At 46.2% G+C, this 15,458-nt stretch carries 12 protein-coding genes; all 12 read left to right on the plus strand.

All coding sequences use genetic code 11. From position 1 onward, the window contains the following. The first annotated feature begins 297 nt into the window (after positions 1–297). The 12 genes from OCV70_RS17300 to xdhA all read left to right on the plus strand — a co-directional run bounded on the left by OCV70_RS17300 (position 298) and on the right by xdhA (position 15,450). Positions 298–1,260 carry a glycosyltransferase family 2 protein gene (locus OCV70_RS17300; protein WP_021926899.1) on the plus strand — a complete coding sequence of 321 codons (963 nt, stop codon included), beginning with the start codon at positions 298–300 and terminating at the stop codon, positions 1,258–1,260. Then, positions 1,244–1,657 carry a GtrA family protein gene (locus tag OCV70_RS17305; RefSeq protein ID WP_021926900.1) on the plus strand — a complete coding sequence of 138 codons (414 nt, stop codon included), beginning with the start codon at positions 1,244–1,246 and terminating at the stop codon, positions 1,655–1,657. Before OCV70_RS17300 ends, OCV70_RS17305 begins: the two co-directional genes overlap by 17 nt. Further along, complete coding sequence (cobT, locus tag OCV70_RS17310) at positions 1,657–2,709, plus strand: nicotinate-nucleotide--dimethylbenzimidazole phosphoribosyltransferase (RefSeq protein ID WP_021926901.1); 1,053 nt, start codon at positions 1,657–1,659, stop codon at positions 2,707–2,709. Before OCV70_RS17305 ends, cobT begins: the two co-directional genes overlap by 1 nt. 1 nt (position 2,710) lies before the next feature. Beyond that, positions 2,711–3,253 carry a bifunctional adenosylcobinamide kinase/adenosylcobinamide-phosphate guanylyltransferase gene (locus tag OCV70_RS17315; RefSeq protein ID WP_021926902.1) on the plus strand — a complete coding sequence of 181 codons (543 nt, stop codon included), beginning with the start codon at positions 2,711–2,713 and terminating at the stop codon, positions 3,251–3,253. Beyond that, the gene (cobS, locus tag OCV70_RS17320; protein WP_243280856.1) at positions 3,240–4,004 is read left to right on the plus strand and encodes an adenosylcobinamide-GDP ribazoletransferase; all 765 of its coding nucleotides are present in this window, start codon (positions 3,240–3,242) and stop codon (positions 4,002–4,004) included. The genes OCV70_RS17315 and cobS overlap by 14 nt, the downstream gene beginning before the upstream one ends. 46 nt (positions 4,005–4,050) lie before the next feature. After that, entirely contained in the window at positions 4,051–4,431 is a 381-nt protein-coding gene (locus OCV70_RS17325; protein ID WP_021926904.1) for a bifunctional adenosylcobinamide kinase/adenosylcobinamide-phosphate guanylyltransferase, read from the plus strand. Positions 4,432–4,435: 4 nt separating this feature from the next. Next, positions 4,436–5,017: a histidine phosphatase family protein gene (locus OCV70_RS17330; protein ID WP_021926905.1), complete on the plus strand. Its 582-nt coding sequence runs from the start codon at positions 4,436–4,438 to the stop codon at positions 5,015–5,017. A gap of 292 nt (positions 5,018–5,309) precedes the next feature. Further along, positions 5,310–6,647, plus strand: a complete 1,338-nt coding sequence (gene ssnA / locus OCV70_RS17335; RefSeq protein WP_021926906.1) for a putative aminohydrolase SsnA — start codon at positions 5,310–5,312, stop codon at positions 6,645–6,647. 2 nt (positions 6,648–6,649) lie between these two features. Beyond that, positions 6,650–9,643: a putative selenate reductase subunit YgfK gene (gene ygfK, locus OCV70_RS17340; protein WP_195588263.1), complete on the plus strand. Its 2,994-nt coding sequence runs from the start codon at positions 6,650–6,652 to the stop codon at positions 9,641–9,643. A gap of 209 nt (positions 9,644–9,852) precedes the next feature. Further along, positions 9,853–12,432 (plus strand): selenium-dependent xanthine dehydrogenase, encoded by a 2,580-nt coding sequence (xdh, locus tag OCV70_RS17345; RefSeq protein ID WP_195588264.1) that lies wholly within the window; start codon positions 9,853–9,855, stop codon positions 12,430–12,432. Position 12,433: 1 nt separating this feature from the next. Then, the gene (locus OCV70_RS17350; RefSeq protein WP_186901185.1) at positions 12,434–12,916 is read left to right on the plus strand and encodes a 4Fe-4S binding protein; all 483 of its coding nucleotides are present in this window, start codon (positions 12,434–12,436) and stop codon (positions 12,914–12,916) included. A gap of 260 nt (positions 12,917–13,176) precedes the next feature. Further along, a complete protein-coding gene (xdhA, locus tag OCV70_RS17355) occupies positions 13,177–15,450 on the plus strand; it encodes a xanthine dehydrogenase subunit XdhA (protein ID WP_195588265.1) in 2,274 nt (757 codons plus the stop codon). Positions 15,451–15,458: the final 8 nt, after the last annotated feature.

Genomic DNA, 15,458 nt, shown 5'->3' on the forward strand with positions numbered 1-15,458 from the left:
TGAGGGCTTGACCAAAGCGCAAAGCGCACAGGTCGTTCCATTGAACGAAGCGAGATGGAGCTTCCAGGTTATTCGCAAGGTTGAGAATGATTCAAAAGATTCCAAACGAGGATACAGCATGTATGTAGTTTTGAAGGTACAGTAAGCAAACGGTAGCCGATTGGTTATCGTTTTTTTTATTGCCATAAAACCCTAATATCCTTAAGAAATTCTGAAGAAACCGAAATAAGGTTGCCTGCCAAATGGTTTTGTACTATAATGGGAACGTTGAAAAATGAAAGACTAGAGGACAAAAAAATGAGCAGATTATCAGTAGTTTTGCCCGCTTACAACGAAGAACTGATGGTAGGAAAAACCTGCCGGGTCCTTCATGAGGTTTTAACAGAAGCAGGCATTTCTTATGAATTGGTACTTGTAGACGATGGCTCAAACGACAGAACATGGGAAGAAATCACCAAAGCAGGTGAGAAAGACGCAAATATCTTAGGCGTTCATTTTTCCAGAAACTTCGGGAAGGAAGCGGCAGTTTATGCAGGCCTTGCCCAGGCCACAGGAGATGTGGTCGCTGTGATGGACTGCGATCTGCAGCACCCGCCGGAAACCCTGATCCCAATGTATCACCTTTGGGAAGAAGGCTGGGAAGTGATTGAGGGCGTGAAGAAAAGCAGAGGAACTGAAAGTCTTCTGCACAAAGAAAGCGCAGGCTTTTTCTATGGGATCATGTCCAAGGCAACAGGGGTAAACATGCAGAATGCCTCCGATTTTAAGATGATGGACCGGAAAGCTGTGAACAGCATTCTCTCCATGCCGGAGCGGAATATGTTTTTCCGTGCCACCTCCTCATGGGTAGGCTTCAAAACCACACATGTGGAATTCGAGGTTCATGACAGGGAGGCAGGACAATCCAAGTGGTCCACCTGGTCCCTTGTGAAATATGCCTTTACCAATATTGTGGCATTTACTACAGTCCCCCTGCAGTTTGTAACCATTATAGGAGGAGCCTGTTTTGGATGTTCTCTGATTCTGATCATCTACTCTCTGGTGCAGTTTTTTGCCGGAAGAGCAGTGGAAGGCTACACCACCACGCTGATCGTACTGCTTCTTATTGGAAGTGCGATTATGCTAAGCCTTGGAATCATTGGATACTACATTGCAAAAATATACGAAGAAGTAAAAAGGCGTCCCCGCTACATTATTTCCCAGATCGTTCGCGGGAAAAAGGACGTTTATCAGGAGGTAAATCATGATCGCTCTCATTAAGAAGCTTTATGCCAATGACGTAATACGCTACATATTTTTCGGCGGCTGCACCACAGTTGTAAATTTAGCCAGCTTTTTCTTTCTGCGCCAGGCAGGCCTGCAAAGAGAAATTGCCAATGTGATTTCCGTTATTCTGGCAATTGTGTTTGCCTATGTGGTAAACTCCAAATTTGTTTTTCTGGACAAATGCGAAACCTTGAAGGACCACATCCGGCCTTTCTGCAAGTTCGTAGGAGCCAGACTGAGCACCATGGTCATCGAGGTTGGCGGAGTATGGTTTTTCGCCGAGATCGTACATTTAAATGATATGGTTGGAAAACTGATCATCCAGTTTGTAGTTATGGCTTTAAATTATGTATTCAGCAAATTCCTGGTATTTACCAGTGGGAGGAAATGATGACATTAGAAGAAGCACGGAAGAAGATAAAGCCTCTTGATGAGGAAAAGATGGAGACTGCAAGGAAGCGCTGGGACAGCATTGCCAAGCCTCTTCATTCCCTTGGAAAAATGGAGGACCTGATCACCCAGATCGTGGGAATTACAGGTGAGGTGAAGGTTGACATTGGCAAAAAAGCACTGGTTGCCATGTGCGCAGACAACGGAGTTGTGGAAGAGGGAGTTACCCAGACTGGACAGGAAGTAACCGGAATTGTGGCGGACAACTTTGTGAAAGAAACCACCACTGCATGTGTGATGTGCCATCAGTGCGGCGTTGCTGTGAAGCCTGTAGATGTGGGAATGGTGAAAGACACTACTGCCCGCACTGATCTGAAGGTTATGTACGGAACACGCAATATGACAAAGGGCCCGGCTATGACAAGAGAAGAAGCTGTGAAAGGAATCGAAGCCGGAATCGCCATGGCAGAGGAGCTGAAAGCACAGGGCTATCGCCTTCTTGCTACCGGAGAAATGGGCATTGGAAATACCACAACCAGCAGTGCAGTTGCTTCTGTACTTCTGGATCAGCCTGTGGAAACGATGACCGGAAGAGGCGCAGGCCTTTCCAGCGACGGACTGACCCGCAAGATCAATGCCATCAAAAAGGCAATCGCCCTCAATGAGCCAGATCCGTCAGACCCCATTGATGTGCTTGCCAAGGTTGGCGGACTGGATATCGCAGGTATGGCCGGGGTTTATCTTGGCGGAGCCGCTTTGCAGATTCCGGTGCTGATCGATGGCTTTATCTCCGGAGTAGCAGCCCTTGTGGCTGCAGGAATCTGTCCGCAGGCAAAAGATTATATGATCGCAAGCCATGTCTCCAAAGAGCCGGCAGCGCATCTGGTTCTGGAAAAGCTTGGTAAGGAAGCGGTGCTTCATGCAGATATGTGTCTTGGAGAGGGAACCGGGGCCATTGCCCTCTGCCCGTTTTTGGACATGGGAGCCACTCTTTACAATACCTTAAGTACGTTTGATGATATTCACGTAGACCAGTACGAGGAGCTGAAATAACATGATGGCTGTAGTGACAGGCGGAAGCGGAAGCGGGAAATCTGCTTTTGCCGAGGACAAGATCCTGTCTCTGGGACAGGGAAAACGATTCTACATCGCGACCATGCACCCTTATGATGAGGAAAGCTATAAGCGCGTAGAGCGCCATCGCAAAATGCGTGCGGGAAAAGGCTTCGAGACAGTAGAGTGCTATACAGGACTTGAAAATCTGGAATTTCCACAAGACGCCATTGTTCTTCTGGAATGCATGTCCAATCTTGCGGCAAATGAAATGTTCGAAGAAAGTGGGGCAGGAGCGGATACTGTGGAGGCTGTCCTAAGAGGTGTCCGAAAGCTGAAAAGCCAGGTCCGTCACCTTGTGATTGTTACCAATGAGATTTTTTCCGAGGCAGCTTCCTATGAGGGAGATACCGTCCGCTATCAGGAGTATCTTGGGAAAATCAACCAGAAGCTTGGAGAAATGGCAGATCAGGTGGTAGAAGTAGTATATGGAATCCCGATTTGGCACAAAGGAGGAAAAACAGGTGAAAATGCTGTGGAATAATTTTAAGGTGGCATTTGCCATGTATTCGAAAATCCCCATGCCAAGAGCTGACTGGAGCAAGGAGAATATGAAATATACCTTCTGCTTCTTTCCCTTTATCGGTCTTGTGATCGGGGCTTTGTCCCTGGCTGTGGGCTGGGCGGGAAGCAGATTTGGGTTTCAGGCGGCATTTGTGGCAGCTGTGCTGGTACTGGTTCCGGTATGGGTCACAGGAGGAATCCATGTGGACGGGCTTCTGGACACTTCCGATGCCTTAAGCTCCTGGCAGGAAAAGGAGCGCCGCCTTGAGATCTTGAAGGATTCCCATGCTGGGGCATTTGCTGTGATCACGGCCTGTGTTTACTTTCTTGCCTGGTATGGTGCTTACAGCCAGCTGTGGCTTTGCAAACCTGCACTTGAGATCATGGCGCTTGGCTTTATGGTTTCCAGATGCTTTTCCGGAATCAGCGTCATGACTTTTCCAAAGGCTAGAAAGGATGGCACTGTGGCGGAGTTTTCAAGAAAAGCAGAGGATCTGGCGGTGCGGAATGTGCTGATTGTTTATCTTGTGATCCTTCTGGCTGTGATGGTCTGGATCCAGCCTGTGCTTGGGATTCTGGCATTTGCGGCAGCTGGGGCAATCTTCCTTTTTTATCATCACAAGGCCATGAAGTATTTCGGCGGAATTACAGGAGACTTGGCCGGCTATTTCCTTTGCCTCTGCGAGGTGGGAATGGCAGTAGTGCTGGCGGTGGCTTCTGTGCTGATTTAGAAGAAATAATATACAAAAGCGTGAGTGTAGAAGGAGAGATACCAGAATGGAAATGATTATCGGCGGCGCTTTTCAGGGAAAAAGCGATTATGCAAAGGAAAAACACCCGGAAATCTGCTGGAAAAATGGCGGCAAGTTAGAGGAATACCAGCTTATGAAGGCAGAGGGGGTTCTGGATTTCCAGGAATTTATCCGTAAGGAATTAAAGGCTGGTCATGATGTTGCCGGGCTTGCAGAGAAGCTTGCAGAAGGGAATCCGGACATTGTGGTCGTAAGCCAGGAGGTAGGCTACGGCGTCGTTCCCATGGACGCTTTTGACCGGAAATACCGGGAAGCAGTGGGCAGAGTCTGTACGGGACTTGCTTCCAAAAGCAAAAAAGTGACCCGTGTGGTCTGCGGAATTGGGACGGTGATCAAGGATGCTTAAGCTGATGCTTATTCGTCACGGAGAAACCGCTGGCAATCAAAAACAAAGATATATAGGAAGAAGAACCGATGAGCCTCTTTTACCTCAGTCTCAGGAAGTGCTGAAGCAGCTGGACTATGGAGAACCCCAGGCAGTATATGCAAGTCCCATGCTGCGCTGCACCCAGACTGCGTCTATTCTTTTTCCGGGAAAACCACTGAACATAATCGATGAGCTTGCAGAGTGCGATTTCGGGGAATTTGAGAACAAAAATTATCTGGAGTTGGACGGCAATGCAAATTACCAGGCATGGATCGATTCCGGCGGACTTCTTCCATTCCCGGGAGGGGAGAGCCGGGAAGAATTTAAGCGAAGAAACATCACCGGATTTCAGATGGCAGTTGGCAGCTGCATCCGCAAAAATATTTCCAGCGCCGCACTGGTGGTACATGGCGGCACCATTATGAATATTATGGAAGAATATGCAGATGAGGAACGGTCCTTTTATGACTGGCATGTGAAGAATGGAAAAGGCTACGAAGTGGAAATCGACACAGAACTCTGGAAAAAGGAGCGCAGAAGCCTGCATGTGGTCAGAGAACTGTAGGGAAATGTACTCGGAACAACTTAAATCAGAAAAATAGAATAAGCAAGTGGCAGAAAGAGCAGTTCGCATAAAAACGGGCTGCTTTTTTTGCGCCCTTTTTCCTGTAAATACCAGGTTTGCCCCCAGGCAACAAAAGTTAGACTACAAAAATTTTAAGAAAGCCAAAAATATTTTTTGAAATACTATTGAAATTCGGATGAGAATATGTTACATTATCTGTATAAAATATCCTAAAAAATGTTGAATTGTGCATTTTGATTCAACAATTTTAACAAGTAAAGGAGGACTCCATATGCTTATTATTGGTAACGGAAGAATGATCACACGGGACGCATCCAATGCATTTATAGAGAACGGCGCAGTTGCAATGGATGGTAACACCATAGTAATGGTGGGGACTACAGATGAGGTGAAGAGAGCATATCCGGATGGAGAATTTGTGGATGCCAGAGGCGGAGTAATCATGCCTGCATTTATCAATACTCATGAGCATATCTACAGCTCTTTTGCCAGAGGCTTAAGTATTAAGGGATACAATCCCAAGGGATTCCTTGATATTCTGGATGGACAGTGGTGGACCATTGACCGCCATCTGACTCTGGAGCAGACCAGACTTTCTGCAATGGCTACCTATATTGACAGTATTAAGAATGGTGTTACTACTGTATTTGACCATCATGCAAGCTTTGGACATATTACAGGCTCCCTTAGCGCTATTGAATCCGCTGCTAAGGAACTGGGCGTAAGAACCTGTCTTTGCTATGAGATTTCTGACCGTGACGGCATGGACAAGTCCAGAGAGTCCGTAATGGAGAATGTGAATTTTATTAAACATGCACTGGATGATGACAGCGATATGCTGGCAGCTATGATGGGTATGCATGCATCCTTCACAATTTCTGATAAGACCATGGAGCTGTGCAATGAACTGAAGCCAGAGGGCGTAGGTTATCATATTCATGTAGCTGAGGGAATCTATGACCTTCATCAGTGCCTGAAGGAGCATAGCAAACGAATTGTAGACAGGCTTTATGATTGGAACATTCTTGGACCGAAGACTCTTTTGGGACACTGTATTTATATCAATGAGCATGAGATGGATCTGATTAAGGAAACTGATACAATGGTTGTCCATAATCCGGAATCCAATATGGGAAATGCCTGCGGATGTCCTCCTACTATGGAGCTGGTTCATAAGGGAATCGTGACCGGACTTGGAACAGATGGTTATACTCATGATATGCTGGAATCCTGGAAGGTTGCCAATATTCTTCATAAGCATCATCTGTGCGATCCTAATGCTGCATGGGGAGAAGTTCCGAAGATGCTCTTTGAAAATAATGCTGTTATTGCAAACCGTTACTTTAAGAAACCTCTTGGCGTATTAAGAGAGGGGGCTGCAGCTGATGTGATCGTAATGGATTACAACCCGCTGACACCTATGAGAGCTGATAACGTAAATGGACATCTGCTGTTCGGTACTACAGGACATGATGTAGTAACGACTGTCTGCAATGGAAAGATTCTTATGAAGGACAGAGAAGTACTGGTATGTGATGTAGATAAGGTTATGGCTGACTGCAGACAGTCTGCCAAGGAACTGGCTGATGATATTAACGGAGGAAAATAAATATGAGCGATATTATGACATGTATGCCTTTCGGGCAGCTGATGGAATGGGTCCTTCAGGAAAAAAGCGGGAAAGATACAGTATTTGGGGTACATCGCCCATATACAATAAATGCAGATCATAATCTGACAATCTTTGAAAGAACTCTGGAGACACCTGTGGGACCTGCAGCAGGTCCACACACACAGCTTGCCCAGAATATTATTGCTTCCTATTATGCAGGCGCACGTTTCTTTGAGCTGAAGACCGTTCAGAAAATGGATGGTGCAGAGCTTTCCGCATGTGTAAATAAACCATGTATTCTTGCTGATGACGAAGGCTATAACTGTGAATGGTCTACAGAGCTTACCGTTCCGGATGCAATGAGCGAATATATCAAGGCATGGTTTATCCTTCATGTTATGGCGAAGGAATTTAATCTTGGAGCGCAGGATGGCTTCCAGTTTAATATTTCTGTAGGCTATGATCTGGAGGGAATCAAAGGCGACAAGGTGAACACCTTTATCGATGGAATGATGGAAGCCAAGGATACTGCTGTCTTCCAGGAATGTAAAAAATGGCTTCTGGACAATGCAGACAGATTCCACAATTTCACCAGAGAAGATATTGAGGCGATTCCATCTGCTATCTGTAATTCTGCAACGATTTCCACTTTACATGGATGTCCGCCACAGGAAATCGAGAGCATTGCAAACTACCTTCTTACCGAGAAGCATCTGAATACCTTTGTAAAATGCAATCCTACTCTTCTGGGCTATGATTTTGCAAGAAAGACTATGGATGAAATGGGATACGACTATATGGTATTCGGTGATTTCCATTTCAGAGATGACCTGCAGTATGAGGATGCAGTTCCTATGCTTACCCGCCTGATGAAATTATCAGAGGAGCTGGGACTGGAATTTGGTGTGAAGATCACCAATACCTTCCCTGTTGACGTTACAAGAAATGAGCTTCCAAGCGAAGAAATGTATATGTCAGGTAAATCCTTATTCCCTCTGTCCATTTCTCTTGCAGCCAAGCTTTCTGAAGAATTTGCAGGAAAGCTGAGAATTTCCTATTCCGGTGGTGCTGATTATTACAACATCGATCGGATCGTAGGCTGCGGAATCTGGCCTGTAACCATGGCAACGACTCTTCTGAAGGCCGGCGGTTATCAGAGATTTTCTCAGGTTGCAGCTAAGACTGACGGAATTGCTCCGAAGAAATGGGATGGAATTGATGTGGATGCACTGAAAAAGCTGGCAGCGGATGCCATCACAGATGCACATCATGTAAAGAATATCAAGCCGATTCCAAACAGAAAGAGCACAAAAGAGGTTCCGCTTCTGGACTGCTTCTATGCTCCATGTGCAGAGGGATGCCCTATTCATCAGGATATTCCGCAGTATGTGGCTCTTACAGGTGAGGGCAAATACAAAGAAGCTCTGGAAGTGATCCTTGAGAAAAATGCACTGCCATTTATTACAGGAACCTTATGTGCGCATAACTGTATGAATAAATGTACCCGTAATTTCTATGAGGAATCTGTAAATATCCGCGGAACTAAGCTGATTGCAGCACAGAAGGGCTATGAGGAGCTGATCGGTCAGATCAAAGCCGGAGAACCAAACGGTAAGAAGGTTGCTGTTGTAGGCGGCGGTCCTGCCGGTATTGCTGCAGCTTATTTCCTTGCAAGAGAGGGCGCAGCTGTAACTGTTTTTGAAAAAGAGGAAAAAGCAGGCGGTGTGATCCGCTACGTGATCCCGGGCTTCCGTATTGGAGATGATGCCATTGACAAAGATATTTCCTTTATTGAAAAGATGGGAGTAAAGATCTGCACCAATACAGAAATTACATCTGTAGCAGAGCTGAAAGCACAGGGCTATGATGCAGTGATTCTTGCGATCGGAGCCGGCAAGCCAGGTACCTTGAAGCTTAAGAAGGGTGAGACTGTAAACGCACTGAAATTCCTTCGTGATTTCAAGGCAAGTGATGGCAGTCTGGATATCGGAAAGAATGTGGTAGTTATCGGCGGCGGTAACACAGCCATGGATACTGCAAGAGCAGCAAAGCGCACAAAAGGCGTAGAGCATGTATATCTTGTATACAGAAGAACCAAACGCTACATGCCTGCAGCAGAGGATGAGCTTCTGGAGGTTCTGGAAGAGGGCGTTGAGTTTAAAGAGCTTCTTTCTCCGGTAAGTCTTGAGAATGGAAGACTGATCTGCCAAAAGATGGAGCTTGGACAGATGGATGCGTCCGGACGTGCCGGTGTTACTGAGACAGCAGACGTAGAAGAGGTTCCTGCTGATACTGTAATCGTGGCAGTTGGTGAGAAGCTTGATACAGACTTCTATACTGCAAACCAGATTGCAGTGGACGAAAGAGGAAGAGCAAAGGTCAACGACAAGACTCTTGAAACCAGTGTAAGCGGCGTTTATGTTGCTGGAGACGGAGCAAAGGGTGCTGCTACGATTGTAGAGGGAATCCGCGATGCGCAGCTTGCAGTTAAAGATATCCTTGGCAAAGAGATCACAAGGGATGCAGCTGTAACCGGCAAGGAAGCAGACTGCTATGCAAAGAAGGGAATCTTAAAGCACAGCGAAGAAGTGAAGACAGAGGAAGAAAGATGTCTTACCTGTAATAAGGTCTGCGAGAACTGTGTGGATGTTTGTCCGAACCGTGCAAATATTTCCGTAAAGGTTCCGGGAATGGCAATGAATCAGGTGATCCATGTAGATTACATGTGTAATGAGTGCGGTAACTGCAAGAGCTTCTGTCCATACGCAAGTGCACCATATAAAGACAAATTCACTCTGTTTGCAAATGAAAAAGATATGGCAGACAGCACAAACGACGGATTTGTTGTGCTTGATAAAAAAGCAAAGACCTGCAAGGTAAGATTTGTAGGCCAGATTACAGATTGCAAGGCAGATGATCCTGCTGATAAGCTGTATGATGGTCTGAAGAAGCTGATCTGTGCAGTGATCGATGATTATGGATATATGATCTGATCTGTGATTTAACCGAATCAAGCTGCGAAGCAGCATTTGGTTATGAGCAAGCAGCGAAGCGGATTGCGAATATCCGCTTGACCAACAAGGCAAATGCTGTCCACAGCTTTATCCGGGCTGTGGACAGTATCTATATAATGTAAAAGCTTCCGGAAAAATGGCAAAGCGTATGCCTGACCGGGAGAACCCGCAAGAAAGGAGAGTCCAATATGGCAGCATTTACAGTCAATGGACAGACCGTAGAGTCCGGGAAAAACCAGAAGTTGCTTCGCTTTCTGCGTGATGAATTGCATCTGACCTCTGTAAAGGACGGCTGCAGTGAGGGCGCCTGCGGAGCCTGCACCGTGATCATTGATGGCAGGACCTGCAAAGCCTGTGTGCCGGACACGGATTCCCTGGAAGGGAAAAACGTGATCACAGTAGAAGGCCTGACCGATTGGGAAGAAAAAGTATATACCTATGCGTACGGCAAAGCCGGAGCTGTACAGTGCGGTTTTTGCATTCCGGGTATGATTATGTGTACCAAAGCTCTTTTGGATGTAAATAAAGAACCAACTGATGAGGAAATCAAGTATGCCCTGCGCAACAATTACTGTCGCTGTACAGGGTATGTAAAAATAATAGATGCAGTGCGGATTGCCGCAGGAATTATGCGGGAGGGCGTAATTCCACAGGAAGATGAAAACTGGGAGCTTGGATCCCGTGTGGCAAGAATTGATGTGGGGGAAAAGGTTCTTGGCACCGGAAAATATCCTGATGATTTCTATCCGGAAGGCATGCTTTACGGAGTGGCTCTCCGAAGCAAATATCCGCGGGCACGTGTTCTTTCTATTGACACAACAAAAGCAGAACAGCTTCCGGGGGTGGAGGCTGTTGTTACAGCTAAGGATATTCCGGGTGAGAATAAGATCGGCCATTTGAAGCACGATCAGTATACCCTGATTCCGGTTGGCGGCCTGACTCATTATCTGGGGGACGCCATTGCACTTGTCGCAGCAAAAGATAGAGAAACTGCAGAGAAGGCGAAGAAGCTGATCAAGGTAGAATATGAGGTGCTGCCTCACATCCATACCATTGAGGAAGCTGCTGCACCGGACGCACCAAGGGTATTTGATGAGGAAGAGAATAATATCTGTGCATATAAGCACATTAGCCGCGGCAATGCCACAGAAGCTATTGAAGGCTCTAAATACGTGATTTCCAAGCATTTTGAAACACCATGGACCGAGCATGCATTTCTGGAGCCGGAGTGTGCAGTGTCATTTTACGATGAGGATGGAGATATTTTCATATATTCCACAGACCAGTCTGCACATCAGACATTGCATGAATGCAGTCTGCTTCTTGGAACAGATAAGGTGAAGGTTCAGAATGCCCTGGTAGGCGGAGGCTTTGGGGGCAAAGAGGATATGACCGTGCAGCACCTTGCGGCGCTTCTTACTTATGTGACTAAGAAGCCTGTTAAAATGAAGCTTTCAAGGGCAGAATCTTTGCTGGTTCATCCAAAACGTCATCCATTTTATATGGATATGACAATGGGCTGTGACGAGAACGGAAATATTATGGGTGTTAAGGCAAAGGTTAAGGCTGATACCGGCGCATTTGCATCTCTTGGAGGTCCGGTTCTGGAGCGTGCCTGCACTCATGCAGCCGGTCCCTATCATTATCAGAACTTTGAGATTGAAGGAACTGCTTATTATACTAATAATCCGCCGGCAGGAGCTTTTCGGGGCTTTGGAGTTACGCAGACCTGCTTTGCAACAGAGACCTTACTGAACATGATGGCAGATAAAGTGGGAATTACACCATGGGAGATTCGCTATCGAAATGCTATCCGTCCGGGAGAAGTTCTCCCTAATGGACAGATCGTAGATGATTCCACCGGTCTTGTGGAAACCCTGGAGGCAGTGAAAGAGAAATATGACGCAGCATTAGAGGCTGGCAAAGCGGTAGGCCTTGGATGTGCCATGAAAAATGCCGGAGTCGGTGTAGGAATTCCGGATACCGGCCGTGTGAAGCTGATTTTCGAGGAAGACAGGAAGCTTCATATTTATTCCGGCGCATCCTGTATTGGCCAGGGACTTGGCACTGTGCTGACTCAGATGATCGTTACCAACACAGATATTAAAAGAGAGGATATTGTTTATGAGCGGAGCAATACCTGGATTTCACCTGATTCCGGAACAACCTCCGGCTCCAGACAGACTCTGATAACCGGAGAAGCATGCAGAAGAGCCTGTGAGAAGCTGATGGAAGATAAGCGTGGCGGAAAAACAGTAGAGGAAATGATCGGCAAGGTTTATTACGCAGAATATCTTGCAAAAACAGACCCTCTTGGAGCAGATGTGCCAAATCCGGTATCTCATGTGGCATATGGCTATGCTACCCAGGTCTGTATCCTGGATTCCAAAACCGGTAAGCTGGAGGAAATCGTTGCGGCTCATGATGTTGGCAAAGCAGTGAATCCTTTATCCTGTGAAGGCCAGATTGAAGGCGGCGTAGTAATGTCCATGGGATTTGCTTTAAGAGAAAAATATCCGATTGATGAAAATTGTAAGCCAATTGAGAAATATGGTTCTCTTGGTTTATTCCGTTCCCACGAAATTCCAAAGATCGATGCCATTGTAGTCGATAAGCCGGGACTTAAGGTTGCCTGCGGCGCGATTGGTATCGGTGAAATCACATCAATTCCGACGGCACCTGCAATTGCAGATGCATATTTCCGAAGAGATGGTGTAAGGCGGTACAGCCTTCCTCTTAGCGGGACACCATATGAAAGGAAGGGATGATATGGCTGTAAAAAAGAAATTCCCATATAAAGCTGCTTTTGTGGCATGTAATGGAGGGTGCAGAGCCACATCAGGTGAGCAAGGCTGTAAGGACGGATGCATCGGCTGTAAAGCCTGCGTAAGCAAATGCAAGTTTGGTGCCATTTCTCTTAATGAATATGGTGTGGCAGAAGTAGATGAAGAGAAATGTATTGGCTGTGGAGCGTGTGTAAAGGTATGTCCCCAGAAGGTAATTCATATTCATGAATGTGCCAACTGGATGGTTGTGAAATGTTCTAACAAAAGTAAGGGTCAGGAGGCAAAAAAACAGTGTCAGGTCAGCTGTATCGGCTGCGGCATCTGCCAGAAAACATGTACTGCAGAAGCCATTAAGGTCACAGACAATTGCGCTGTGATCAACGAGGACTTGTGCTTAAGCTGCGGTATGTGTGTGGTGAAATGCCCAAGACATGCTATCTATGACCTGCGAGGTATTATCAATTAATCAGACATTAAAAGAATAATATGTGAAAGTTTCAAAAATAACTGTACAAAATTCTTGCATTATGCATAAAAATATTGCAAAACATCTGAGAAATGTGGTACAATTGCTTTATGCAGAAGAGATATTTTAGACAATATTTTTGAGACACAAGGCAATGAGCCCATAGCCGACAGCCAGTTCAAAGAAGAACCGTGATATTGTTTTTTGAACGGCGTCGGCTTTTTTAAACAAACTAAGTAAATGTAAAGAAGGTGAAGCATATGATTGGAAAGAGTGTTCCAAGAGTAGACGCTTATGAAAAAGTAACAGGAAGAGCGAAGTTTACAGATGATATGATCCTGGACAAGTGTCTGGTGGCAAAGGTCTGTCATGCCACAATCGGTAATGGTATTGTGAAGTCCATTGATACCAGTGAGGCCGAAGCTTTGGACGGCGTGGTAAAAGTAGTGACTTTTAAGGACGTACCGAATCATTGCTATCCCACACCGGGACATCCCTGGTCTGTGGAACTGGCACATCAGGATGTGGCTGACCGTAATCTTCTGACCGGAAGAGTACGTTATTATGGAGATGATATTGCTGCAGTTGTAGCAGAGGATGAAGTGACTGCATCACGGGCATTGAAGCTGATCAAGGTAGAATATGAAGAATATCCGGTTGTGCTAAGCCCCAGGCTTTCTATGCGGGGAAGTGAGCATCCCATTCATCTTGATAAGAAGGATAATATTCTTGCGCGTTCCAGCTTTGCTATCGGTGATGTGGATAAGGGATTGGAGGATGCTGCTGTACAGATCCACAGAAGCTATAAGACCCCTATTGTTCAGCACTGTCACATTGAGAATAATATTTCTTATGCATATATGGAAAAGGGAAGAATTGTTGTGGTTTCTTCCACACAGATACCTCACATTGTCCGCCGTGTAGTTGGTCAGGCACTGGGAATCCCATGGGGACAGGTGCGTGTCATTAAGCCATATGTAGGCGGCGGCTTTGGAAATAAGCAGGAAGTGCTTTACGAGCCTTTGAATGCTTTTCTTACCATGCAGGTTGGCGGACGCCCGGTAAAGATCGAGCTTACCCGTGAGGAGACCTTTACCAATACCAGAACCCGTCATTCTATTGAATACGAAATGACAGCAGGAGTAGATCAGGAGGGGCATCTTCTGGCAAAAGAGATGATTACTTATTCCAATCAGGGAGCTTACGCTTCCCACGGACATGCCATTGCAGCTAACGGCCTGACTGCAAGCCGTCTTCAGTATGCCTGCCCGAATATCCGAGGTGAGGCATATACGGTTTATACCAATTGTCCTACTGCAGGAGCCATGAGAGGCTATGGCATTCCCCAGGTCTGCTATGCAACAGAGAGCTTTATGGATGATATTGCTTATGAGATTGGAATGGATCCTCTGGAATTCCGAAGAAAGAATCTGATTCATGGATATTATGAGGATGCTTATCTGAAACCGATTGCAGCGAATTCAAATGGTATTTTTGAGTGCCTGGATAAGGGCGCTGCTTATATACATTGGGATGAAAAGAGAAAGGCATATGCAGACCAGACAGGAGATATCCGCCGCGGCGTAGGTATGGCACTTTTCTCCTATAAGACAGGTGTATGGCCTATTTCTCTGGAAATTGCAGGTGCCAGATTGTCACTGAACCAGGATGGAAGCGTACAGCTTCAGGTGGGAGCAACTGAGATCGGGCAGGGTGCAGATACTGTTTTCTCTCAGATGGCAGCAGAAACTTTACATATGGATATTTCCAGAGTACATATTGTGACGATGCAGGATACAGATGTGACACCTTTTGATACAGGTGCTTATGCATCCAGACAGGCCTTTGTTACAGGAACTGCAGTGAAGGAATGTGCCCAGCTTTTGAAGCAGAAGATTCTGGATTATGCAAGAACTCTTGTTCCTGGCAATGTGGATCGTCTGGAGCTGGAGGACGGATATATTCTGGCAGACGGCAGACAGGCCATTTCTCTGGAAGAGCTTGCAATGGAGAGCTATTACAGTCTGGGCAATTCTTCCGTTCTTACAGCTGAGGTTTCCAGACAAGTGAAAAAGAATACGGTTGCAACCGGATGCTGCTTCGCAGAGGTGGAAGTAGATATGAAGCTTGGTAAAATCAAGGTTCTGGATATTGTCAATGTACATGACAGCGGAATTCTTTTGAACCCACAGCTTGCAGCTATGCAGGTTCACGGCGGTATGTCCATGGGTATGGGCTGTGGACTTTCCGAGCAGCTTCTTCTGGATGAGAAAACAGGAAGACCGTTAAACGGTACTTTGCTTGACTATAAGCTGATGACAACTATGGATACACCGGATCTTACAGCAGAATTTGTAGAATTGAATGATCCTATGGGACCTTATGGAAACAAGGCTCTTGGAGAGCCGCCGGCAATTCCGGGGGCGCCGGCAATCCGTAATGCAGTTTTACATGCAACAGGAATTGGATTTGCTGAAATTCCTCTGACACCGCAAAGACTGATAGACGGCTTTACAAAAGCCGGACTGATCTGAGAAAGGGG

It is taken from the genome of Blautia acetigignens, assembly GCF_025566865.1.
Lineage (GTDB): Bacteria > Bacillota > Clostridia > Lachnospirales > Lachnospiraceae > Blautia_A > Blautia_A acetigignens.